The sequence below is a fragment of the Brumicola blandensis genome (assembly GCF_031846165.1).
Lineage (GTDB): Bacteria > Pseudomonadota > Gammaproteobacteria > Enterobacterales > Alteromonadaceae > Glaciecola > Glaciecola blandensis.
Genome location: NZ_JAVRIE010000005.1, coordinates 217,581 through 242,146 on the forward strand (window position 1 = coordinate 217,581; position 24,566 = coordinate 242,146).

At 42.5% G+C, this 24,566-nt stretch carries 23 protein-coding genes; 16 read left to right on the top strand and 7 right to left on the bottom strand.

Translation table 11 applies throughout. The features are described 5' to 3' along the window. Positions 1 to 50: 50 nt before the first annotated feature. The 6 genes from prpB to RM544_RS13220 form a co-directional block, all read right to left on the bottom strand. Positions 51 to 941 (bottom strand): methylisocitrate lyase, encoded by an 891-nt coding sequence (prpB, locus tag RM544_RS13195; RefSeq protein WP_311362267.1) that lies wholly within the window; start codon positions 939 to 941, stop codon positions 51 to 53. 72 nt (positions 942 to 1,013) lie between these two features. Further along, positions 1,014 to 1,670 (bottom strand): GntR family transcriptional regulator, encoded by a 657-nt coding sequence (locus tag RM544_RS13200; protein ID WP_311362268.1) that lies wholly within the window; start codon positions 1,668 to 1,670, stop codon positions 1,014 to 1,016. Positions 1,671 to 1,962: 292 nt separating this feature from the next. After that, positions 1,963 to 2,421, bottom strand: a complete 459-nt coding sequence (locus RM544_RS13205) for a hypothetical protein (protein WP_311362269.1) — start codon at positions 2,419 to 2,421, stop codon at positions 1,963 to 1,965. 142 nt (positions 2,422 to 2,563) lie between these two features. Further along, the gene (locus RM544_RS13210) at positions 2,564 to 3,853 is read right to left on the bottom strand and encodes an OmpA family protein (RefSeq protein ID WP_311362270.1); all 1,290 of its coding nucleotides are present in this window, start codon (positions 3,851 to 3,853) and stop codon (positions 2,564 to 2,566) included. A 154-nt stretch (positions 3,854 to 4,007) separates the two neighbouring features. Beyond that, positions 4,008 to 4,472, bottom strand: coding sequence for a chemotaxis protein CheX (locus RM544_RS13215; protein ID WP_311362271.1), 465 nt, complete (start codon positions 4,470 to 4,472; stop codon positions 4,008 to 4,010). Between the two features lie 25 nt (positions 4,473 to 4,497). Next, positions 4,498 to 4,941 carry a transcriptional repressor gene (locus tag RM544_RS13220; protein WP_311362272.1) on the bottom strand — a complete coding sequence of 148 codons (444 nt, stop codon included), beginning with the start codon at positions 4,939 to 4,941 and terminating at the stop codon, positions 4,498 to 4,500. 200 nt (positions 4,942 to 5,141) lie between these two features. Here RM544_RS13220 and nudC point away from each other — a divergent pair, with 200 nt between their 5' ends. From nudC to RM544_RS13235, 3 genes are all read left to right on the top strand, one after another. After that, positions 5,142 to 5,960: an NAD(+) diphosphatase gene (nudC, locus tag RM544_RS13225; protein WP_311362273.1), complete on the top strand. Its 819-nt coding sequence runs from the start codon at positions 5,142 to 5,144 to the stop codon at positions 5,958 to 5,960. A gap of 105 nt (positions 5,961 to 6,065) precedes the next feature. Next, on the top strand, positions 6,066 to 7,130 hold the full coding sequence (hemE, locus tag RM544_RS13230; RefSeq protein WP_311362274.1) for a uroporphyrinogen decarboxylase: 1,065 nt from the start codon (positions 6,066 to 6,068) through the stop codon (positions 7,128 to 7,130). A 346-nt stretch (positions 7,131 to 7,476) separates the two neighbouring features. Further along, positions 7,477 to 7,953 carry a YHS domain-containing (seleno)protein gene (locus RM544_RS13235; RefSeq protein WP_311362275.1) on the top strand — a complete coding sequence of 159 codons (477 nt, stop codon included), beginning with the start codon at positions 7,477 to 7,479 and terminating at the stop codon, positions 7,951 to 7,953. Between the two features lie 105 nt (positions 7,954 to 8,058). On the opposite strand, the gene queG is transcribed toward RM544_RS13235, so the two are convergent. Continuing rightward, entirely contained in the window at positions 8,059 to 9,237 is a 1,179-nt protein-coding gene (gene queG / locus RM544_RS13240) for a tRNA epoxyqueuosine(34) reductase QueG (protein WP_311362276.1), read from the bottom strand. A 19-nt stretch (positions 9,238 to 9,256) separates the two neighbouring features. Here queG and RM544_RS13245 point away from each other — a divergent pair, with 19 nt between their 5' ends. The 13 genes from RM544_RS13245 (at position 9,257) to RM544_RS13305 (ending at position 24,549) form a co-directional block, all read left to right on the top strand. Then, a complete protein-coding gene (locus tag RM544_RS13245; RefSeq protein WP_311362277.1) occupies positions 9,257 to 10,756 on the top strand; it encodes an NAD(P)H-hydrate dehydratase in 1,500 nt (499 codons plus the stop codon). After that, a complete protein-coding gene (tsaE, locus tag RM544_RS13250; RefSeq protein ID WP_311362278.1) occupies positions 10,753 to 11,223 on the top strand; it encodes a tRNA (adenosine(37)-N6)-threonylcarbamoyltransferase complex ATPase subunit type 1 TsaE in 471 nt (156 codons plus the stop codon). Before RM544_RS13245 ends, tsaE begins: the two co-directional genes overlap by 4 nt. 96 nt (positions 11,224 to 11,319) lie before the next feature. Beyond that, complete coding sequence (locus RM544_RS13255; RefSeq protein WP_311362279.1) at positions 11,320 to 12,654, top strand: N-acetylmuramoyl-L-alanine amidase; 1,335 nt, start codon at positions 11,320 to 11,322, stop codon at positions 12,652 to 12,654. A gap of 37 nt (positions 12,655 to 12,691) precedes the next feature. Further along, entirely contained in the window at positions 12,692 to 14,563 is a 1,872-nt protein-coding gene (gene mutL / locus RM544_RS13260) for a DNA mismatch repair endonuclease MutL (RefSeq protein ID WP_311362280.1), read from the top strand. After that, positions 14,556 to 15,521 carry a tRNA (adenosine(37)-N6)-dimethylallyltransferase MiaA gene (miaA, locus tag RM544_RS13265; RefSeq protein WP_311362281.1) on the top strand — a complete coding sequence of 322 codons (966 nt, stop codon included), beginning with the start codon at positions 14,556 to 14,558 and terminating at the stop codon, positions 15,519 to 15,521. Before mutL ends, miaA begins: the two co-directional genes overlap by 8 nt. A 96-nt stretch (positions 15,522 to 15,617) precedes the next feature. Then, complete coding sequence (gene hfq, locus RM544_RS13270) at positions 15,618 to 15,863, top strand: RNA chaperone Hfq (protein WP_311362282.1); 246 nt, start codon at positions 15,618 to 15,620, stop codon at positions 15,861 to 15,863. A 55-nt stretch (positions 15,864 to 15,918) separates the two neighbouring features. After that, positions 15,919 to 17,202, top strand: a complete 1,284-nt coding sequence (hflX, locus tag RM544_RS13275) for a ribosome rescue GTPase HflX (RefSeq protein WP_311362283.1) — start codon at positions 15,919 to 15,921, stop codon at positions 17,200 to 17,202. Between the two features lie 81 nt (positions 17,203 to 17,283). Continuing rightward, positions 17,284 to 18,435, top strand: coding sequence for an FtsH protease activity modulator HflK (hflK, locus tag RM544_RS13280; protein ID WP_311362284.1), 1,152 nt, complete (start codon positions 17,284 to 17,286; stop codon positions 18,433 to 18,435). 2 nt (positions 18,436 to 18,437) lie between these two features. After that, a complete protein-coding gene (gene hflC, locus RM544_RS13285) occupies positions 18,438 to 19,319 on the top strand; it encodes a protease modulator HflC (RefSeq protein ID WP_311362285.1) in 882 nt (293 codons plus the stop codon). A 180-nt stretch (positions 19,320 to 19,499) separates the two neighbouring features. Beyond that, complete coding sequence (locus RM544_RS13290; RefSeq protein ID WP_311362286.1) at positions 19,500 to 21,620, top strand: ATP-binding protein; 2,121 nt, start codon at positions 19,500 to 19,502, stop codon at positions 21,618 to 21,620. A 110-nt stretch (positions 21,621 to 21,730) separates the two neighbouring features. Further along, positions 21,731 to 22,672, top strand: coding sequence for a LicD family protein (locus RM544_RS13295; protein WP_311362287.1), 942 nt, complete (start codon positions 21,731 to 21,733; stop codon positions 22,670 to 22,672). Then, positions 22,647 to 23,924, top strand: coding sequence for an HAD-IB family phosphatase (locus tag RM544_RS13300; RefSeq protein ID WP_311362288.1), 1,278 nt, complete (start codon positions 22,647 to 22,649; stop codon positions 23,922 to 23,924). The genes RM544_RS13295 and RM544_RS13300 overlap by 26 nt, the downstream gene beginning before the upstream one ends. Then, positions 23,914 to 24,549, top strand: a complete 636-nt coding sequence (locus tag RM544_RS13305) for a class I SAM-dependent methyltransferase (RefSeq protein WP_311362289.1) — start codon at positions 23,914 to 23,916, stop codon at positions 24,547 to 24,549. Before RM544_RS13300 ends, RM544_RS13305 begins: the two co-directional genes overlap by 11 nt. The last annotated feature ends 17 nt before the right edge of the window (positions 24,550 to 24,566 follow it).

Consider the following 24,566-nt stretch of genomic DNA (forward strand, 5'->3'; position numbering starts at 1 on the left):
CTCATGTGATATGAACACGAGAGATCAAATTTGTATTTATGAATATTGTTTTATAAGTTTTTGTTTTCAGCAAACAGGGCATCTAGCTTTTGTTCGTAGTCGTGGTAGCCCAAATAATCATACAAATCCATGCGTGTTTGCATGGTGTCCACCACTGCTTTTTGGTCACCGTTTTCTAACACAGAGCGGTATACCAACTCAGCCGCTTTATTCATTGCTCTGAAAGCGCTCAATGGATAAAGCACCATAGATGCTCCCCATTCACCCAACTGCTCCTTGTTCCAAAGTTCGGTTTGGCCGAACTCCGTAATGTTTGCCAAAATAGGTACATCAAGAGCGTCGGCGAATGCACGGTAATGCTCTTCGGTTTTCACAGCTTCAGCGAAAATCCCATCGGCACCTGCGGCAACATATGCTTTTGCGCGTTCAATTGCCGCGTCTAAGCCCTCTTGAGCAAAAGAGTCAGTGCGAGCCATAATGAAGAAATCGGGATCGGTACGAGCGTCTACAGCAGCTTTGATACGGTCAACCATTTCTTCTGTGCTAACAATGGCTTTGTTTGGACGATGTCCACAACGCTTCTGAGCCACTTGGTCTTCCATATGAACGGCCGCTGCCCCCGCTTTCTCCATATCGCGAATCGTCTTGGCAATATTAAATGCGCCACCCCAGCCGGTATCGATATCGACTAAGAGAGGAAGATCGCAGGCAGATGTAATTCGATTTACGTCGACCAATACATCATTCAGTGATGTCATGCCTAAGTCAGGAAGGCCATAAGAAGCGTTTGCTACGCCGCCACCAGATAAATAGATAGCCTGATGGCCAATTTTCTTCGCCATCATTGCAGAGTAAGCATTGATAGTTCCTAAAATCTGTAAAGGCTTATTGTTTTCCAATGCTAAGCGAAACTTTTTACCTGGGCTGTTGTGTGTCGTCATATTAACCTCGTGTTTTTGGTTGATTGCTGTAACGAAAGCGAGCGTCTCAAAGCAAATTTATTGCTGAGATGTTTAGCTCAATCGTGCCTCAATATTTTGTTTTGAATAAAGTATATGTCTTCGCATTAACATTTCAGCGAGCTCTTCATCTCGGTTACTGATTGCTTGTACGATATTTTTATGTTCGTCGAAGGCTGTGCTAACGCGCGGTCCAGCCATACCAAGTTGGACGCGATACATCCGAATGAGGTGGTAGAGACCATTAATCAGCAGCGAAATAAGATGATCATTTTTGCTGCCAACAATAATGCGGTAATGGAAGTCCACATCACCTGCTTCTTGATAGTAAGTCTCGCCACCTTTCACTTCTTGGAAGTGCGTATTCAATAAGCCTTTCAGATCTTCTATCTCTTCATCGCTCATATTCTTCGCGGCGAGTCGGGCTGCCATGCCTTCTAAGGATTCTCTAACTTGATATAGTTGCACTAAACCGTTAGGTGTTAAGGACACAACTCGAGCACCTACATTAGCTTTACGCTCTACCAGGTGACAGCTTTCTAATCGATTAATTGCCTCTCTAATTACCGCTCTACTGACGGCATATTTTGTCGACAATTCCATTTCACTTAACTTACTGCCAGCAACAATTTCACCTTCAACGATGGCACTTCTTAGCTGGAAGAATGTTTTGTCTGCTCCAGTGATAGCTTGTTCAGTAAACGCGTTCATTCAAAGCCTAGTGAAAATTATCAAGTTCTTATTAATTGTCGACAATGTAGGGTTATTTGTTGATTTTGTCAAGTTGCAGGTGTCATTTTGTCGACAATATGGGCCGTATTTACTTAACACTTTCGTCGTAGCATGCAGCAAGATACGTAGGTGATTACCTTAGGCAAGGGCTTAATAAAAATCAGTGTGGGAGCTTTTACGAAGGCAGATAAAGGTAGTAACCCCCTTAATGTAGCGCAGCTGGGCTAATAAAAGTAAGAGGGTTATCAGGGGGGTTGTTGACTAGCTGCAGCTAGGGCTTGTATCCGCGTCGAGTCGAGGCGAGCACAAAAACTTCAGGCGTCTGTTCGGTAGCTTGAATGGTGTCTATAAGCGCTAAATCTTCATTCTGCGCCATAATGTCATTCACTTGTTCCGATTTTAAGGCAAGTGTTTGTACTTGATATAAGCCGCCATCTGTCTCGATGTACAAAGGGGTATAGGCAAGCTCAGTTGAATTCATATCTTTAACGTGGTGGCCATTGTAGGCAATATTTCCAGTGCGTTTCGCACCCATAATGTTTGCAATCACTTCACCTGAGGTCCCATCGTGAATGGTATACGCTATTTCTCCGTCAATATTTTTGAGGATATCGTCAGTAGTATCCTTGGTCGCTGCGATGTGAGTCACCTCAATCATCGTACCTTTTAGGTTAGCGAAGTAGCGCATGCCATCATTGCTTGATTCGAGTGTTTGCTTATCTATCGTCATAGTATTCCTTAATGCTATTAGGGCAACAGCAGAGTTGCCATACTAATGGTTTATCATAGGATCTGGGTGTTACGCAAGATAAGTTGGATGCAAAAAAGGCGCTACTGCAAAACAGTAGCGCCTTTTTATTCAGCTTGCTTACTTAGCGAGTCGCTTTCGTTTTAACCTTAGCTGATACTTTTACTTCAATACGACGGTTAACGCGATGCGCTTCAGCCGTATTTGCAGGGTCTTTCAATTGAGTTTCACCGTAACCTACCGCAGTCAAACGTTCAGCAGCGATACCATATTTGGTAATAAGCATTTGTCTAACCGAGTCAGCACGCTTTTGAGAAAGGAACTGATTGTACTCAGCACGACCTACTGAAGATGTGTGACCTTCAACAACAGCATTTGTGTTGCCGTAACGCTGCATGAATTCAACAAATTCAAGGATCTTAGCTGATTCAGGGTTTTCAATCTGACTACTGTTATTCGCAAATAACACGTCTAGTGCGATTGAGACTTCTTTTTCGACCAAGACACTACAACCATCTGCATCTACTTTATCAGTCATTGGTGTATCTAGACATTTGTCTTTGCTATCTAGTACGCCGTCGCCGTCTTTATCTAAGTCGACAGCACAACCTTTAGCATTTACTTCAGTGCCAGCCGGTGTATTCGGGCAAGAATCATTTGCATCAAGTACACCGTCTTTGTCTGCGTCTTTTAATGCACAGCCATTTGATGTCACTGTTGTGCCAGCAGGTGTGTTTGGACACTGGTCAGCAGTATTAAGCACACCGTCGCCGTCGGTATCGACATTACAGCCTGTTGCGTCAACCTGCACACCTGCTGGTGTGGTAGGGCAACGGTCAACTGCATCATAAACGCCATCATTATCTGAATCTTTACGAACAGGTGTCGAGTCAGCTTGACCGAAAATATAAGCTAAACCGAGTTTAACGCTGTATTCATTATAAGCTTGGCCAAAATCACGATAGCCTGCTAATTCAGTGATAACACGAACGTTTTCGCTCGCTTCCCAATGCTTACCAACACCATAGCTAAGCATACGGTAGCTGTCTTCGATTGACTGCTCACGTAAACCGCCGAACAAATAGGCAACGTCATCTTCCAAGAAATACATTGCGTCAGCACCTAGCATTGTGCCGTCATCGCCATTGCCTGGACGGTTAGGCCCTTGCATATCTAGGAAAATACGGGATAGTTCAAAACGAACAGCCCATTGCGGATCGAAACGGAAACCAAGTTCTCCACCGAAAGTGTGACCATTATCTAAATACCCTAGTGGTTCAGGTTTCTCTGAATCTGGAGAATAGTATTGTGCAAAACCCCCAACCCAATTTTCATAAGCGGGCGCTTCTTGAGCTTGAATGTTTGCAGATGCAACAGCTAAAGCGATAGCTGAAAAAAGCAGTGAACGTTTCATTTTTGACTTCCTTTTATCCGAATAGTAATCGTGTTTTTAACGCCCCAATTATCGCTTATGTTGTAGGGAAATTCCAATAAAAGTCAGGTATTTGACGGTTTTTAACGGTTTTTTAACGCAAGAGGGGTGAAACTGTTGTCGAAGAGAGACACTTTTAGCGATCAAAGCAGATTTCTAGGTACGCTTTACCAAGGTCACTCGCAAAAGTAATGATAATTTTGGGACCGTCGACCTTATGCTGAATGCAATGATTAGCACCTGAGATAATGACTGGCACTGCCATCTCAAATTGATATCCTTGTTCTGAAAGAGCGTTTTTTGCCCCACCACAAATCATATTGGTCATTTCACCCACCATATCGCGAACTTCTTCATCGATTGTTGTGGCGGCGTCACCTAGCATATTCTTCATGATATTAAAGGCGAGGTCTCTGTCGAAGGTTATTGCCATGCTGCCTTTCACTTGGGGGCCAACCATGCCAATTATTCCGCTCACATCACCGAAAGACACTTCATTCTTTTTGCGCTTTGGTTTTTGGACCTCGAGCTCAATCATCGCCATCGTACCAACGACATTTTTCAAAGATGTAATAAAGGGATTGACGAATTCGACTTTCATTATTTAAACGAGGGCTCGATGGTATTTACTGACATTTTTGGCACACGCCATGTGCTTCTATTGTCTGTCTTTCAATAACGAAGGCATTTTGCTTTGCTTGCGCTTCTAAGGTTTCTTTCACACCCGCGGATTGGATCTCTTGAACATCCCCACAAGTATCACAAATTAAAAACTGTACAGGGTGGCTGCAACCAAAGTGGTGGCAAGCCATGAATGCATTGGTAGATTCTACTTTATGAACTAAGCCTAGATCTAAAAAGAAATCGAGTGCACGGTACACAGTCGGGGGTTTAGCATTGTCGTCCGTCTTGCGTAATTCATCCAGAAGGTCATAGGCTCCGATAGCACTTTCTTGCGCCAATAAAATCTGATAAACACGCTCACGTATGGGCGTTAATCTTGCGCCTTTTAAGTCGCAAAAGGACTTTGCTTTAACCAATATCGCTTGATTTTGCTCAGATAACGTCAACGCTTTATTCCTTCCACTGCCATTCTTGCATGATAGGATCAGTATAACACTAGAGTGATCTTGAACAACTACTATAGATTGGTTTTTCTCCAAAATAAGCCGATACATTCGTTGTTTTTATCAGTATATTAATTACTAACATGACGCTTACCAGCAATCTAATGGGGTTTGCGCAAGACTAACAGTAACAATGGGTTTTTATGGCACAGACTCTACGCAATATCACGAAACGCTATTTCGTTTTCTCTAATGACCGCTTACTTGTTCCAGCACAAGCTGATCTGAGTTTGGGTGTGAACCTGCTCGCCGATTTACCCATCGATGTGTTTGCTGAGTACACGGAACAAGTCGTTAGTATCCGCGCGATTGACAAAGTGGAACATCACCTAGTCGATGCGCAAAAGGAGCTTTTAGAACACCCTGATGTACGCTCCGTTAGTCTGCGGGAAATAGTGAGCACTATGCCCCGAGAAGATTTTCAACATGTCGCACAAGCTTGGCAATATGCGGTGTTTTTAAGAAATCACCAATTCTGTGGCCGTTGTGGTTCAAGAATGGATAGAGTGCAATGGGAAATGGCAATGCATTGTCATACTTGCCATCATCGCTGTTACCCTCGAGTATCTCCTTGTATTATTGTGGCGATACGCAGCGGCAACAAAATATTATTGGCGCAAGGAGCGCGGCAGAAAGAGGCTGGTTTTTATTCTACACTTGCAGGCTTTGTTGAAAGCGGCGAGACACTCGAAGAGGCTGTGCATCGTGAAGTCTTTGAAGAGGTTGGTGTTAAAGTAAAAAATGTAGAATACTTCAATAGTCAGCCATGGCCATTTCCTCATTCATTGATGGTGGGTTACTTAGCGGAATATGACGAGGGTGAGATAGTCGTCGATGGCAAAGAAATACATAAAGCAGATTGGTTCGACATCGACAATCTACCCGTAGTGCCACCAAAATTTTCCATTGCTGGGCGTTTAATTGAGGAAACGCAAAAAAGAATGGCGCAAGATAAGATATAATGCCTGAGTAATCCCAAATTCAGCTTGCGATTATTGTGTGCAAGCTATGTTTTTTCACAACAGATCCAAGTTTTAAGATCAGTTTACATTTTAGTAGAGTAAAGAATGACCCCATTGAAGAACGATAGATATTTACGTGCCTTGTTAAAGCAGCCTGTTGACGTCACTCCGGTATGGATGATGCGTCAAGCTGGACGATATTTACCGGAATATAAAGCAACACGTGCAGAAGCGGGTGATTTTATGGCTTTATGTACAAATCCAGAACTGGCTTGTGAAGTCACTCTTCAACCACTAAGACGTTTTCCCTTAGACGCCGCTATTTTATTTTCGGACATATTGACTATTCCTGATGCCATGGGCTTAGGTCTGTATTTTGAAACTGGCGAAGGCCCTAAATTTAAACAGCCTATTGTAGACAAAGCTGGGGTTGATAATTTACCTATTCCTGATCCAGAAGACGAACTTAAGTATGTGATGGATGCTGTTCGTACTATTCGCAAAAACCTCAAGGGCGAAGTGCCCTTAATTGGGTTCTCAGGAAGCCCTTGGACTCTGGCTACTTACATGATTGAAGGTGGTTCTAGTAAAGCGTTTACTAAAATAAAGAAAATGGCCTTCGCTGATCCAGAAATTTTGCACGCGCTGTTAGATAAGTTAGCTGACTCTGTTATTTTGTATTTGAACGCACAAATAGCAGCAGGTGCTCAATCTGTCATGATATTTGATACTTGGGGCGGAGTGTTAAGTCCGCGCGACTACAAACTCTTCTCTTTACAGTATATGGAAAAAATCGTTGCTGGTTTGACTCGCGAATATGATGGTCAAAAGGTACCCGTTACGCTTTTCACTAAAAATGGTGGTATGTGGCTTGAGTCTATAGCTGCGACAGGCTGTGATGCCGTTGGTTTAGATTGGACCATTGATATTGCAGAGGCCAAAGCACGTGTAGGCGACAAAGTTGCCTTACAAGGTAATATGGATCCAAGCATTCTATATGCGCCAGCGCCTCGCATTGAGCAAGAAGTTCAAGATATTTTGGCAGGCTTTGGTGAAGGCGAAGGCCATGTATTCAATCTTGGACACGGCATTCATTTAGATGTGCCACCAGAAAATGCGGGTGTGTTTGTTGACGCTGTGCATAAATACAGCGCGCAATATCATAAGTAAGTAGATGAAATTTTTATACGGCCTGATTATAGCGTCTATGTTGATAATTTAGGCCGTATTTTAGCTCTTTATGCGCCATTGCGCCTTCCGACCCTAGAATCAACGACATCTCGCTTCTTACTCATGGTCACCCTGCTTGGGTTGAACCGCTCTACAATGACATTACTCGTTATTTTAATCGCTTTAAGCACACACCATAGTCAGTATTTATCGCTTTATGGACGAATTGCACCAAAGTAAGTGATATTTGCTGCAATTTAAATCGGCTTTCCTCTATCTTATTCCTCGTAGTTAAAAACAACAGCTTGTACACAAACGTACCCAAACTAATAAAGAGGAATACAAAATGAAATTACCAACTATCTTAAGAGCAACCGCCGTGGCAACTACACTGGCATTCAGTGCCTTCACATTTGCTGCAGACGTTGATCACAACGCAAACGCAAATGACGTAGCCATTCAGGGTTATGACACAGTTTCTTACTTTACACCTGGTGCGCCAGTAAAAGGTTCAAGTGACTTTACTGCAACATATAAAAATGCAATTTATAAGTTTTCTAGCGCTGAAAACCGTGATGCGTTTAAACAAGATCCTGCCAAATATGCACCACAATATGGCGGTTTTTGTGCCTTCGGCGTGACTATGAATCGCAAGTTTGATACTGATCCTTTGGCGTTTAAAATAGTCGATGAAAAACTCTACTTGAATCTTAATTCGCAGGTGCAAGAGCGTTGGTTAACTGACGTTGATGGTTTTATCAACACAGCAGAACAAAACTGGGGTGGCATTAAAGCGAAGCCAGATTCAGTTTTAGCGGAATAACGACTAGCTATTTGTAAACGCGTGGTCACGCAACACCGCACTCTCTAGCTTGGTAGTGCGGTTTTTTGCTTTAAGTTTATGTGATCGAATGTCGCTCTCGGGAAATTAAGCGTGTTTGGGCATTCCTTTCTCTACGCTTCGCGCAAGCCGCAGGTTTTGTCGGTGAAAGCGAGTGCGTGCTTGCGATTCACTATTTGGAATTTCTTGAAGACTATTGAGCTCTTCCAGGGCCCATTCAATATGTTCTCTAACCATATCATCCGGAAAATCAGAGGCGACTTGCAGTGCGTCGATTAAGACATGTAGTTCTTCAGTTGAAGTAGGAATGATATTCCCTATACCAACGGCGAGGTTCCGTTTCCATTTTTTGTATCCTATACGACGAATTGCCGACCCTTCTGTATGACTTAAGAATTCTTCTTCTGTCCAAGAAAATAAATCCACTAAGCTGCGATTATGAAGCTGCTGTCGCGCAAAAAAGTCTTTTTCTTCGGTTACTTCAGCGTACTTGTTCCAAGGGCAGATGAGCTGACAATCGTCACAACCATATACGCGATTCCCAATCGCCTTGCGATATTTCAGCGGAATGGCCTTGTCATTTTCAATCGTGAGGTATGAAATGCACTTGCGTGCGTCAACCACATACGGTTCTACTATTGCTTCAGTGGGGCAAATTGAGATACAGGCAGTACACTTTCCGCATTTTTCTTGCACGGGATCGTCAACAGGTAGGGGTAAGTTGATAAAAAGCTCACCCAAGAAAAAATACGAACCAGCTGATTCATTTAGGGTAAGAGAGTGTTTACCAGTCCAGCCTAAACCTGCTTTTTCCGCAATTGCGTGTTCAAGCACGGGAGCTGAATCAACAAAAGGTCGAAAGCTTAAGTCTGCTGTGAACTCACTGATTTTATCCGCGAGTTGCTGCAGACGTTTGCGTATCACTTTGTGATAATCGCGCCCTAATGCATATCGACTAATGTAAGCGGTAGAGGATGATGTTAAATTTTTTGCAAATGAAGCATCTGGTGGCAAGTAATCTAAGCGTACGCTGATGATTCGGAGTGTGCCAGGTAGCAATTCTTCAGGAAGTAAGCGTTTTTCGACGTTACGTTCAAGAAAACTCATTTCCCCCTGAAATCCTTTCTCTAACCAACGTTTGAGAGCGGCTTCGTGCTGACTCAGATCAATATCACTGATACCAACTTGTTGAAACCCTAGCGCCTTTCCCCAAGTCTTGATATTGTCAGCAAGCTGATTTACATCTATTGAATTAATTACGGACATTTTCCACGGACACAATCGCATGTTGCATAAAAACACAAAATCCAGTTTAACACAGAAACTCTATCGCGCTGACCAAGTTAAGCATCTTGAACTCGAAGCCGCTGCAAAAGTGGGCTTGAGTAAATTTGAGTTGATGCAGCGAGCAGGCAAAGCCGTCTTTGAATGTTGCCTTTCACTGATGCCCAATACCGAAACCTACCTGATATTAGTTGGTGTAGGTAACAATGCTGGCGACGGTTATATTACTGCCTTGAATGCGGTGAACGCAGGTAAAAAGGTTATTTTGTGTGCGATTGAACCAGAACGAGAAGTGACCGGTGATGTAGCTCGAGCTCAAAAAGCCTGGTTGGACAATGGCGGTCAGGTCGAAGCATTTTCGGTAGATATGCTTGAGCGTTGTGACATTGTCATTGATGCCCTACTGGGTATTGGCATTGTGGGTATTATTCGTAACGAGTTCGCGGATGTTATCGATGCTATTAATCAATCGGGATTACCTGTATTGAGTGTCGACCTCCCCAGCGGTTTAGATGCAGACACAGGTGAATCTCTCGGGCGCTGCATTCAAGCGGATATTACAATCACATTCATTGGCATTAAGCTTGGCCTAACTACTGGCGCAGGCAAGCAATCATGTGGCCAACTAGTGTTTGAAGACTTAGGCATTGGTAAAGCCTTTGCTGAAATCGCAAGAAGTGACGCAAGTGCGCTCGACATTGCTCACTTCAAAGGTTTAGCGCCACGCCCTGTGCACAGTCACAAGGGGTCTTATGGTCGTCTTTTGTGCGTTGGTGGTAACGCAGGTATGGCCGGGGCTATACGCCTAAGCGCAGAAGCTGCTTTACGTAGCGGTACAGGTTTGGTCAAAGTATACGCTCACAGTGCTTCGCAAGTGCAAATAAGCGCGGGCCGCCCTGAAATCATGGTGACATCTGAAGGATTAGAAGAAGCGCTAGAGTGGGCTACCTGTATTGTAATCGGGCCAGGCCTTGGGCAAAACGAGTGGAGTAAGGCAACTTACGACACTGTCATTACCTATTGTCAGAATAATCCAAAGCCAATGGTCATTGATGCCGATGCTTTAAATATCATGGCGAATACAGCGTCATTCGTAACGATCCCGGACTGTGTTTTCACCCCACATAGTGGTGAGGCTGCGCGTTTATTAAATGTGAGTGTTGAAGAGGTAGAAAACAGTCGGTTTATTTTTGCACGCCAATGTGCAGAGCGTTATCACACGACCTGCGTATTAAAAGGGGCTGGCACAATTATTGATAATGAAGAAAAATCTTGGGTATGCCGTCACGGTAACCCTGGAATGGCTACCGCGGGTATGGGTGATGTTCTAGCTGGCATTATTGGCTCTCTCATGGCGCAGGGTGTTGAAACTGATCTGGCGTGTCAGTATGGCGTATCATTACACGCTAAAGCGGGGGATTTAGTCGCCCAAGAAAAAGGCCAGCGCGGTTTACTGGCGAGTGATTTATTCGATACTGTGAGGTTATTAATCAACGAATGAAAACGGTCAATGTTGCCTGTATTGAAGAAGACAATACAAAACAATTAGCGATAAGTTTGGCGGCGGGTTTAAGGGCAGTTGGACTCGGTGGACTCACTATTTATTTGGAAGGTGATTTGGGAGCGGGCAAAACGACATTCACGCGTCACCTTATTCAAGCGTTAGGTCATCAAGGTAGTGTAAAGAGCCCAACCTACACTTTAGTTGAACCTTATGAAATAAATGATATCAAAGTATATCACTTTGACTTATATCGTTTGGCTGATCCCGAAGAACTGGAGTTTATGGGGATTCGAGATTATTTCAATGCGCAGAGTATGAGTTTAATAGAGTGGCCACAAAAGGGTTGGGGCTTATTAGCACCAGCAGATGTACATATCGACATTACTATTGATGGTAATGATAGACGGTTTAGTCTGCAGGCGAAAACTGACGCTGGGGATAAGCTCTTAGCACAGGTATTTTAAGGACGCCGCTGGCTTGGATGGATAATATGGGCAGTAAGGATTTTATGTTATTATCAAGATTCAAATCGAGTAGTAAGCTAATAATAATAAAAAACGATGAAAATTTTTAATCTAACCCGCCACATCATTACCTTGTTGGCCTTTGTGATTTTTGGCTTAAATGCTAATGCTCAAACAAAAGGTGATATTGAGGCAGTACGCATTTCCCCCGCAAATGAAAATACTCGCGTTGTGCTTGACGTGAGTAAAGAGACGAGTTTTTCATATTTTCGTTTACGGTCCCCTGAACGTTTAGTGGTAGACTTAAAAAACACTAATCGCGATTTTTCTTTCGACAACATCGACAATCAAAGCAGCCTTATAAAACGCATTCGCCACTCGACACCTAAGTCCAAATCAGACTTGCGAATGGTCATAGAGCTTACTAAAGCGGTCGAACCAGGGGTGTTCTCCCTGAATCCAACCTCAGATTTTGGGCATCGTGTTGTTATCGATTTAAAAGATCCAAACCCAAGACCGGTGGCAACCAATACTGCTGCACCTAAAAGAGATAAGGACATTGTCATTGTGATCGATGCGGGTCATGGTGGCGCAGATCCAGGCTCCATCGGACCCAAAGGCACCTACGAAAAAAACATCACACTTAGCATTAGCAAAATGCTTGAAAAACGCATTAATGAAGAGCCTGGTTTACGTGCGGTGATGACCCGTTCAGGTGATTACTACATCAGTCCAAACGATCGCCCAGATGTTGCCACTAAAGAAAATGCCGACTTACTCGTATCGATACATGCGGATGCATTTAGTACACCTCAACCGCGAGGTGGCTCAGTATGGGTGTTATCTAAGGGACGCGCTGATACGGAACTCGGTCGTTTGTTAGAAAGGACTGAGCGAGACTCACAATTACTGGGCTCGGCAGCCGACGTTATTGGTGATAGAGATACCGAGCGTTACTTTGCTGAAACTATTTTTAATATGTCGATGGATTTGTCACGTGCCTCGAGTTATGACATCAGCAACAAAGTGATCAAAGAAATGAAAAAGGTCACAAAGATGCATAAACGCAGCCCACAAAGCGCAAGCTTTGCGGTATTGACTGCGCCAGAAACGCCTTCTATTTTGGTCGAGGTAGGCTTTATCTCTAATCCTCAAGAAGAAAAAAACTTGAACTGGCGTGCTTACCGTCAGCAGTTAGCTGACTCTCTGTTTCGTTCAATTAAACTCTACTTTAGAAATACACCACCAGACGGCACTTTGTGGGCACAAGAGCGTGATAACGAACCGCGTAAACACAAAGTGAAGAGCGGCGAGTCATTATCATTATTAGCTCAGCGTTATAATGTCGAACTGGACCGCCTAAAAGAAGCTAACAAACTCGATGGTGATTTGGTTAGAATAGGCCAAGTATTAATCATTCCTGCATACTAGCCGCACACGCGACTATAACCAAAAGCGATCGATAACGGTGACTATTAAGATACTTCCAGCCATTCTTGCCAACCAAATTGCCGCCGGTGAAGTGGTTGAGCGGCCCGCATCTGTTATTAAAGAACTGGTTGAGAACAGCATCGATGCTGGTGCAACAGACATTCTTATTGAACTAGATAAGGGTGGCCATAAGCGTATGTTGATCAGAGACAATGGCAAAGGCATTCCAAAAGAAGAGCTGAGTTTGGCCTTAAGCCGCCATGCTACCAGTAAAATTCAAGATATTGATGATCTAGAATCTATTACTTCTTTGGGCTTTCGAGGCGAAGCCCTCGCCAGTATTAGCTCTGTAAGTAGGTTAACGCTTACTTCAAAAACAGCTGACCAAACAGAAGCTTGGCAAGCTCATTCCGAAGGCCGGGATATGCAAATTCAGTTAAACCCTGCGGCCCATCCAAAGGGCTGCTCAGTTGAAGTGCTTGATTTGTTTTTTAATACTCCCGCCAGGCGTAAATTCCTAAAAGCTGAAAAAACAGAGTTTCAGCACATAGAAGAGATTATCAAAAGAATTGCATTGAGCCATTACGAAGTGGCATTCACTCTAAAACATAATGGTCGAGTTGTTCATCGATTTCCAGCAGTAGTAGAAGAGCTAAAACATAAGCGGATAGCGAATGTTTGTGGCCAGGGTTTTGTTGATACTAGTATTGCTATTCATGGAGAGTTTGAGGGCGTCGTCATCACAGGTTGGTGCAATGCTGTTGGACAAGGGCGCCGAACAAACGATTTGCAATATAGCTTTGTGAATGGTCGCATGATGAAAGATAAGGTGATTATTCACGCAATCAGGCAAGCGTTTGAAGGCATGATAGATTCACAAACATACCCCTCATTCGTATTGTTTATTACGATGCCTCCTGATGAACTTGATATCAATGTTCACCCAGCAAAACATGAAGTGCGTTTTCACAAAACTCGCCAAGTACATGACCTAATTTATAAGAGTATTTCTGATGCGCTATTACTGAGTGCATCTACCAGTGAGATCGAGTTTACCCAGGAAGAGCTAGAATCTGACGGTAAGCAAGATGGTTTGCCAGCAGCAAGTAAGGTAAGCGATTTATTTGCGGAAGTTAAACATGGCTATGGTTCGTCGCCAACGCCAAGCCCGCAGTCGTATGCTACGCCGAGCCCAAATGCTGATTATATCGCGCCATTGCAACAAAAAGAGTCGCGCTTATCGCAATCTAACTACACGCCTAAATCATCGGGGTTTCAAGGTAAGGGCCAGGTATCTAAGAGCGCGTCAGTCAGTTATCAGAATTTGATGAGTTCCCAAAGCAGTCGAAACGAAGAGAGCAGAATAGAGCCATCATGGCTGTTGTTACCGAATAATCAAATGTTGGTCAAACAAGCTTCAAACCAGAAAACGAGAGATGAAAGCCTTGTGGCTCTCAGTTTATTGCCCGCTTGGTTCGTTCCAGCTGAAGCCCTATTCAAACAAATTCAGTCATCACAAGTGCAGCAGCCATTATTAATGCCAGTGTCGGTAAAAGAGCAAGAGCCCCCAGCAATGTTGGATGAAATGAAAACATTAGGTATGGATATTCAATTCCAGATGAACAAGTGGATCCTCAAGCAAGTCCCTGCAGCGCTCAGGCAACTGCCTTGGGTATCAATATTTCCACAACTTGTTGCTCATTCAAAGCCTGTTAGCGGGGCACAGGAGCTAATGCAAATTTTATGTATGTATTGGTCGCAAGCTCATGAATTTAGTTATGTTGAACTAGACAATTGGTTGTCTTCGCTAGCGACAAGTGAACAATCTGAGTTATTACAGAAATTTGGCTCAGCATTTGAAATGCCCATAAATTCGAGTGTAGAAGGCATGAGCACAAAGCATGAGTGAAATAATTCAAGCTGAGACTAATCTTGCCAATCAGCCTCAAGTGATTACGCTGATGGGGCCAACTGCGTCTGGCAAGACCGCATTAGCGATAGAATTAGCCAAACAAATAAATGGCGAGGTTATTAGCGTAGATTCTGCGTTGATATATCGTGGTATGGATATTGGTACGGCGAAACCTGATTTAACTGAGCAAGATGGCATAAAACATTGGCTGATTGATATCATCGAGCCAAATCAGACTTATTCTGTTGCCGAGTTTCGGCGTGACGCGATAGCTTGTATTGAAGATATTGTTGCAAGAGGAAAAGTACCCATTCTGGCTGGTGGCACAATGATGTACTTTAATGGTCTTATTAAGGGCCTATCAAGTTTGCCGAACGCGGATGAAAACGTACGCACTCAAATCCAAGCATTTATTGATACTCATGGGTTGAGCGCAGCACACCGTAAACTGAGTGAGTTAGACCCAGAGAGCGGCCAACGTATTCATGAAAATGACCCACAAAGGATTATGCGGGCTCTTGAAGTCTTTGAACTCAGTGGTAAAACAATAACAGAGCTTCAAGCCATTAAACCCAAGCCTTTGCCCTATATGTTTACTGAATTTAGTCTGATGCCACAGGACAGAAACGTCTTGCATGAGCGCATTGCGCAACGCTTCGATTTGATGCTAACGAATAATTTTGAACAAGAAGTCGCAAAACTGCGTAATGACACTACACTACATATTGATCTCCCGGCAATTCGTAGCGTAGGTTACCGCCAAATGTGGCTTTATCTCGCTGGTGAATATGGCACAGGAAAAGTCGCTTGGGAGACAATGCGAGAAAAAGGCATTATAGCAACCAGGCAATTGGCAAAGCGTCAAATTACTTGGCTAAGAAGCTGGTCAGACGCTATTGAGCTTGAAACTGGGAATGTCGATAATATCAATGCGGTAATGCGCAGGATTAGGTAAAATTCGGTACATATTTCTGTTTTAATAGTATACACTGCATCAGCAGTGAGACTATTCGCAAAGAATAAAACATAATAATAAGAGTAAGGATCGCAAATGGCTAAAGGTCAATCACTACAAGACCCATTCTTGAACGCATTGAGAAAAGAACGCATCCCTGTATCAATCTACCTAGTTAATGGTATTAAATTACAAGGCCAAGTTGAATCGTTTGATCAATTCGTTATTTTGTTGAAAAATACTGTTAGCCAGATGGTTTATAAGCATGCGATTTCTACAGTGGTGCCAGCACGCGCTATTGTCATGCCAACACAAGGCGATGGAGACGGTCAAAGCGAATAGTTCGCACGGCTTCAACTTCACGTCAATTTATCACGTTCAGTAATCGGAGCCCTATTTGTTTGATCGTTACGAAGCCGGTGAGCAGGCTGTCTTAGTTCACGTTGATTTTTCGGATGAGAACAACAAGGAAGACGTTAACGAACTTCAGATGTTAGTGAGTTCAGCCGGAGTGAAAACCGCAACCGTGCTGACTACGTCTCGTCATGCCCCTCATGCTAAATATTTTGTCGGCAGCGGCAAAGCCGAAGAAATTGCCGAAACTGTGCAAGCTATCGGGGCAGATGTCGTTATTTTTAATCACCAACTATCACCTTCACAAGAGCGCAACTTAGAAAAACTCGTTTGTTGCCGTGTGCTTGATAGAACCAGTCTTATATTAGATATATTCGCTCAGCGAGCACGAACCCATGAAGGCAAGTTACAAGTTGAATTGGCCCAATTACGCCATATTTCCACTCGCTTAATCCGAGGTTGGACTCACTTGGAGCGTCAGAAAGGTGGTATTGGCTTGCGAGGTCCGGGCGAAACTCAATTAGAAACCGACCGACGTTTGCTGCGTGGCAGAGTAAAAGCACTCTTACGCCGTTTAGCAAAAGTTCAAAAACAACGTGAGCAAGGGCGACGTTCACGGAAAAGGGCGGAAATACCAACTGTTTCTCTCGTTGGTTACACTAACGCCGGCAAGTCAACGCTCTTTAATACCATTACAAATGCGGGAGTGTACGCAGCCGACCAATTATTTGCGACTCTCGATCCCACACTTCGCAAAATTGAACTAGCAGAAGTTGGACAGGCAATACTGGCAGATACGGTTGGCTTTATTCGACATTTACCACACGATCTAGTTGCCGCTTTCAAAGCAACATTGCAAGAAACACAAGAAGCCGACATATTGTTGCATGTTATTGATTACGCAGATGATCAATATCGTGAAAACATTGACCAAGTAAATGAAGTTCTAGATGAAATAGATGCGGGTGAAGTACCGCAACTCATCGTTTGCAACAAAATTGATCGCTTAGAGGGTGTTGAACCGAAGATAGATCGTGATGATGAAGGTCGACCGATACGGGTTTGGGTTTCAGCACAGGAAGGTTTGGGTATTGATTTATTAAAATCTGCCCTCACTGAATGTTTACACAAGACGATGGTGCAGCATAAATTAAAAATACCTCCAAATGAGGGCAGGTTGCGTGGAATACTCTATAATCTAAATTGTATCTCGGAACAAAGCTACTCGGACGAAGGCGATTGGCTTGTTGATGTAAAAATGCTGGAAAGTGATTGGAATAAAATAGATAAGCAACTAGAGCATCGTCTAACCAATTATATCTTGTAACAGAATTATTTGCGTAATCGAAAATCTAATCGATTACGCTTTACGTATTCACATTAATGACATTACTTACGGAGTAACTATATGGCTTGGAATGAGCCGGGTGGTGATAAAAACGACCCTTGGAAAAATCGCGGTGGCAAGGAACAAGGGCCACCAGACTTAGATGACGTACTAAAGAATTTATTTGGTAAATTCGGCAAAGCTGGTGGCGGCGGTAGCGGTAAAAGCTATACCGGCATGGGTGTCGGATTACTATTAGTGATCCTATTGGTCGTGTGGGCACTCAGCGGCTTCTATACCATCAAAGAAGCAGAGCGTGGTGTGTTATTACGTTTCGGTGAGAATACTGGAATTCTAGCGCAGCCTGGTTTGAGTTGGAAAATGACGTTTATCGACGAAGTTATTCCAGTCAACGTTCAAAGCATCAGGGACCAAGGTTCTGCAGGGGCGATGCTAACGGAAGACGAAAACATGGTTAGGGTTGAAATGGAAATGCAGTATCGTATCTCCGACCCATATCAATGGACGTTCTCTGTTACAGACCCTGAGACTAGTCTTAGTCAAGCTTTAGACAGTGCAATTCGTTACGTTGTTGGTCACACTAAAATGGATGATATCTTAACTGATGGTCGTGAAACGGCTCGTCAGCGAGTTCGTGAAGAGCTTGAGGGTATTATTAGTGCTTACAATATTGGTGTGACGATCATCGATATGAACTTTAAAGATGCGCGACCTCCTCAGGAAGTAAAAGCAGCATTTGATGATGCTATTGCGGCGCAAGAGGATGAAGTCCGTTTTATCCGTGAAGCAGAGGCGTATGCACGTGAACTTGAGCCGAAAGCTCGTGGTCAAGTAAACCGTATGAACGAAGAAGCACAAGCGTATAAAGAGCGCTCTATCTTGGAAGCACAAGGTGAAGTTGCACGCTTTGAAGAACTCTTACCTCAGTATATTGCTGCACCGGAAGTGACTCGACAGCGTATTTACATCGAAACGATGGAGCAAGTGTTCAGTAGCACTAGCAAAATCATGGTCGATACTAAAGGTAGCGGCAACATGATGTACTTACCATTGGATAAAATCATGGAGCGTCAGAACTCGCAAACCCAAGCTCAGCGTGATCAAGCGAAAAACACCTTAGAAGGTTTACGTAATTCGTCTGATGCTGAATCATTGTTAAACCGAGTTCAAAATAACAATATCCGCTCGACAACCAGACAAGGGAGAAACTAAGCATGAAGAATTTATTAGCAGTTGTTTTAGTTATCTTGTTGGCGATTGGTTATGGCTCAATCTTCGTAGTTAAAGAAGGGACACGTTCTATTGTTGTGCGCTTTGGTAAGGTATTACAAGACAATGAAGGCGTAACACAAGTGAATGCCCCTGGTTTACACTTTAAAATGCCATTCTTTGATCAAGTAAAAGTCTTAGATGCACGCATCCAAACCTTGGATGAGCAGCCAGACCGTTTCGTGACAATCGAGAAAGAAGATTTGATCGTTGACTCTTATGTGAAATGGAAAGTTCAAGACTTCGAACGTTACTATCTGTCTACAGGTGGCGACCGCTTCCAAGCTGAGAGCTTACTTAAGCAAAAGGTAAATAACGGTCTCCGTTCTGAATTTGGTTCACGTACTATTAAGCAGATTGTTTCTGGTGAACGTAGCGAGCTTATGGATGAAGCGATGGAGCAAGCATCTGGGAGTTCTGATGAGCTAGGTATCGAGATTGTTGATGTGCGAGTGAAGCAAATCAATCTACCAACTGAAATCAGTGAATCGATCTTTAACCGTATGCGTTCTGAGCGTGCTGCAGCAGCAAGAGAATATCGTTCAGAGGGTCGAGAGCAGGGTGAAATCATTCGTGCTAATATCGATGCGAAAGTAACGATAATGCTTGCCGATGCTGAACGTAATGCACGTCAACTGCGCGGTGAAGGTGATGCCCAATCAGCTCAAATATACGCAGAGGCCTTCTCAAAGGACACTGAGTTCTACTCATTCCTAAGAAGTATGGATGCATACAAAAATAGCTTTAATAGCAAACAAGATGTCCTGATTTTGGAACCAGACAGCGATTTCTTCAGATATCTAAATGCCCAAGGCGGAAAAAAGTAAGGTATCTTCAAAAGGTAAATAAAGCCAAAAGCCTGAACTGTCATAGTTCAGGCTTTTTTTTGTGCGATTAAAATGACAATTTTTACGTCTTGGGATACTCTTATTTTTTAGTTCGGTGAATTCAGATTGGAATACGCTTTCATCGCTTTATTTATTTAATCACAGGAAGCAGCGCACTTCATGCAAATGAATATTCAGAATATCACCTTGGATGATATTAAAGAGCGCTTAACCACAACGCTCTTTAACCTTTCTGCTGCTTTTGCCATTATCACTCTTATTGCGTCCCTAAGCCGAATATCCACTCTGGGTTTCATGCCAGTCATGGCTCTGCACACTGTTATTGTGATTAGCATGATAGTGATTGTCATTTTTAGTAAAAATATTCACTACACTTATCGCGGTCAGTTTCTCTGTATCACCTTATTTATAGGCGGTGTTGCTGGCTTGCATAACTTTGGTTTGTCAGCTGGTGGGACTATTTTTCTCTATGGTTGTAGCATTATCAGCGCAATGATACTCAACTTTAGAGCAGCTATTGCCTTTAATGTTGGTGGTGCGGCAGCATTAATCTTGTATTTGGTATTTATCAATAAGTTAGGTTATACCTTTAAAGTTGATGTTGGTGAGTATGGTCTAAGAACGTCTTCTTGGTTGGTCTATATACTCAGCTATGTTTTTATAAATTCAGTAGTATTGTTTTTGGTAATTCGTGTGAATCAGTATTTAATCAAACTTAGCGAATTGCAAAAAGCCAACTTGACGCGCACTGAAGTAAAATTAGACTATTCTCAAACTATATTGAACACAGTGCTTAATAATCTACCCTTTGCAATTTTATGGAAAGATGCTGATTCTAATTACGTCGGTGCAAATAAACAGTTTTTAGCACAAATGGGACTTAAAAACCTATCTGATATAGCAGGTTCCAAGGATTCTGATTTTCTGCCCAATGATCAGGTGCAAAAGATACAGAAAATGGAGCAAACGCTTATTGGCGATAGAGAAGCCAAAATTCGTTATCATGATATATTCGAAGACGAGCAAGGCAATCGCAAGCATCGAGAAATAATGCGCATCGGTATGCATTCTGACAATGGAGAGTTAGTAGGGTTATTGGTTTCTTTCAATGACATTACAGAGTTTAAACGTCTTGAAGAAAAAGCTCAGAAAGCAATGGAACAAGCCACTGCAGCGAACACCGCAAAATCTCGTTTTCTGGCAAATATTTCACACGAACTTCGAACACCTATGAATGGTGTATATGGATTATTAGATCTGTGCTTACATACTGAGGTAACAGAACAACAAGCTGACTATTTGCTAAAGGCAAGCACGTCAATTCGTTTACTCACGAGAATCATTAATGATCTCCTAGATCTGTCAAAGATTGAGGCCAACCAGCTTCAACTAGAACAGATTCCATTCAGTTTTAAAGAGCTCTTAGTGGATGCTGAGAATCTATTTAGAAAGGACGCTGAAGCAAAGGGATTGCAGCTAGAGCTAGACTATTATGGTAAAGATGATTTGGTTCCGATAGGCGATCCAACAAGGATAAGCCAGATAATCTTCAATTTGTTGTCCAATGCAATCAAGTTTACCGACAGTGGAAAGGTAAAAGTGACGATAAAGTCATTAGAATACTCGGGCATTTTGACTACAAAGATATACGTGCAAGACTCAGGCAAAGGAATAGCTGATGAAAACTTGGATAAAATATTTGATGCTTTTACTCAAGCTGAATTAGCAACTACCCGAGAAAGTGGTGGCTCTGGCTTAGGTTTGTCTATTGTAAAGAAGCTAGTTGAGCAAATGGAAGGCTTGATGTCTGTCAAAAGTAGTGTAGGGGTTGGTACTAAGTTCTGTATTACCTTAAGACATAAACAGCAAGGTAAAGAAAAGCGGGTAGATAGAAAGAAACGCAATTTAATTGATCTTAAAGGAAAATCGATATTAGTTGTGGATGACAACCTTATTAATATCGAGATTGCTGGTGCGATTCTCACGCAAAATGGTGCAGAAACTCATTCAGCGTATAACGGTGTTGAGGCGATTGAATTTTTGAACAAGCAAACTGTTGATTTAGTGCTTTTGGACATTGCCATGCCTGTGATGGACGGTTGTGAATGTATCAAGAGAATTCGAGCAATGCGATCATTAAGAAACTTGCCTGTTATCGCTCTCACAGCAAACGTAATGGCCAGTGAGGTTGAGACTTACAGAGAGCTAGGCTTTGACACCTATATCCCTAAACCGTATGAACGAGCCCATCTATTGGAAACGATTGCTAACTATTTGTAACAGACGCTAAGCCAAGTACCAATTTCATTTTTTGTATCAAATTTGTTCAAGTTGTTTGGTAAGTAACCGTTATTATTGTTAACTTAAGCTAATCTTTATAAGCAATGACTATGAAAAAAGCGCTGATGTTTGGTACTGGAAGTTCTGCTACTCACTTGATTAATAATCTGCCTAATGACCGGGTTTATTTAGCGGCAGTAGACAACGATACAGCACGTCACGGTAAGGTCTTTTTTGATATGCCTATTATTCCTCCTGAGCAAATAGGTGATTATGATTTTGACGAAATAGTGATTGGGAGCTATTGGGAAGGCACCATCAAAAAGCAGCTCATTGAAGATTTCAATATTCCTGAATCCAAAATTTTCACACCAAATAAGAAGTATTTTAAAAACGATGTTGAAAATCAGCACCCCTTTCGTGACCCGGCAACCCTAGGCTTAGCAAGAAACTTAGTCAAAACTATTTGCGGCAATGCATGTAAGGAGAATGTCCCACTACACATTGACTATGGTACTTTACTCGGTATTGTAAGAGAGAATGACCTTATCGAATGGGACGACGATGTTGATCTAGCTGCCGACGTTATCCATGCGCAAAGTGTTCAAGATTTTCTATTGCGAACCGTCAGTAAAATTGATGATAGAGTTGACTGGCATATACGTCGTGATATTGATCAAAATGGGCGGATTATTTTCTTTAGTCTGACATTTCAGGCAAAAGAGGGATATCACTTCAAGCCTTTTGCCACATCTATCGCGATGAAAGGTGTAGAAGATGGAAAAGCCGTCAAATTAAAAAGCTTTGGTGCGTGGTTTACGCCAGCGCACCATCTTCATGAGCTAGATTCCCTTTTGTGGGAAGATACCAGAATCCTTGTACCCAACGATTATGATGGGTACCTTAAGTTCACCTATGGGGATTGGCATACTCCTAAACAAGATGTTTCGATAGGTACAGGGGCCAATTGGCAATGTGTTCCAATCGAAGTCATTAAAAATTCAACTTTTACAAGTGAAGTCATCTATGGAAGTGACCAAACCGATGCCTAGTAAATCAAAAACCATATTCATTTTTGATTTGGACGGAACAGTGACAAAGCAAGAGACATTGCCGTTGATTGCTAATTCATTTGGTCTTGAAGATGAAATTAATGCCCTAACCGAACAAACGATTGCTGGTAATATTCCTTTTGTTGAGAGTTTTATACAGCGTGTTGCGATTCTTGGGAAGCTTGATGTCAATGAAGTGAACCAGCTTCTCTCCAATGTAAAGCTTTTTGAAGGTATCGCTGAGTTTATTAATACGCGTCATGAACAATGTGTTATTGCGACGGGTAACTGTTGTGAGTGGGTAAGTGGGCTTGCCTCCCGATTGAGTTGTGAGTGTTATTCATCAAGTGCAATCGTTGAAAACAATAAGATTGTGAAGCTTAAATCGATTTTAAAAAAAGAAAGCATTGTAAAACGCTATCAAGCTGAAGGTTATCAAGTTGTGTTCATAGGTGATGGCAACAATGATATGGAAGCGATGCGTCAGGCCGATATTGCTATTGCCTGTGGACTAACCCACTATCCAGCTAACAGTATTATGTCAGTAGCAGATTACGCGGTCTTTAATGAATGCAGTTTGTTGAGACTCCTGCACCAAATCAACCATGCGCAACAGGGAACGTCAGTTGTGCTAAGTTGCGCAGGTATTGGTTCTCGTTTAGGTCTAGCCAAAACGAAAGCGCTCATTGAAGTAGGCGGTAAAAAGTTGATTCACTTTCAGCTAGAAGTGTTTGAAAAGGTCGAGGATTTACGCGTAGTCGTGGGCTTTCAGGCACGTAGCGTCATTCAAGCAGTTTTAGATAAAAGAGAAGATGTGATTTTTGTATACAATCATGACTATTTTCAAACAAAAACAGGGACAAGCTTTTTTTTAGGATCACGTCATGCAAATGAATTTTGTGTCGCGTGGGATGGTGACCTGGTGGTGCATCCTGATGATGTAGACCATTGCATTGACTTTGACGGGGAGTACGTTGGTTGCAGTGATATTGTGTCTGAAGACGCAGTTTTTATAAAAACAGACGACAATAAAAATGTCATTGCTTTTGCTTTAGACAACGGTGACTTTGAATGGTCTGGACCGGCCAAAATCAAACGAGATAACATCAAATACCTATCGACTAATGTATTCAATCAAATTGAAGGTTTACTACCTCTTCCTTATCTAAAGATTAGAGCTCAAGATATCGATACGTATGAGGATTACAAAAACGCGATTAAATTTATAGAGAGTTGGTCAAATGAAAAATGAAGATGTAATCCAATACTACGACAAAATGGCGGAGCGAATCCAATGTCCGACCGAAACAAGAAACAAAGCAAAGGACTTTTCACAGTACGATATTGAATTTATGAAAAAGCGAGCTTCTAAACAGAAGACACTATTGGATTTGGGCTCAGGAACAGGACTCTTGATAAATGCCTTAGTAGATGACTTTAAGCATATTACAGCCGTAGAAAAATACCAAAACTTCTCTAAATTCATTTCAACGTCGCCGAATATTGAAGTGATAAATGCCGACCTCTTAGCGCTACCCATCAAACAAAAAACCTTCGATATCATCTCACTGTTTGGTGTTATGAATTGCTTCAACTTAGCAGAAGCGAAGTCAATTTATCAACAAGCTTTCGATTTGCTGAAGCCAGGAGGAAGCTTGATAGTTAAGAATCAAATGGGCATACATGAAGATGTTACCGTTAATGGTTATTCTGAAGAAATAGGATCTAATTATTTTGCTAACTATCGCCATGTCGAGGCAGAAATGGCCTTGTTAAATACATTTGGCTTTACTGATGTAAGAAAATTCGACATCTACCCTAAAGAGTATAATCGTTGGGAGAATACTCACTTTTACGCTCTAAGCGCCAGCAAATAAAACGACACTAAGATGTG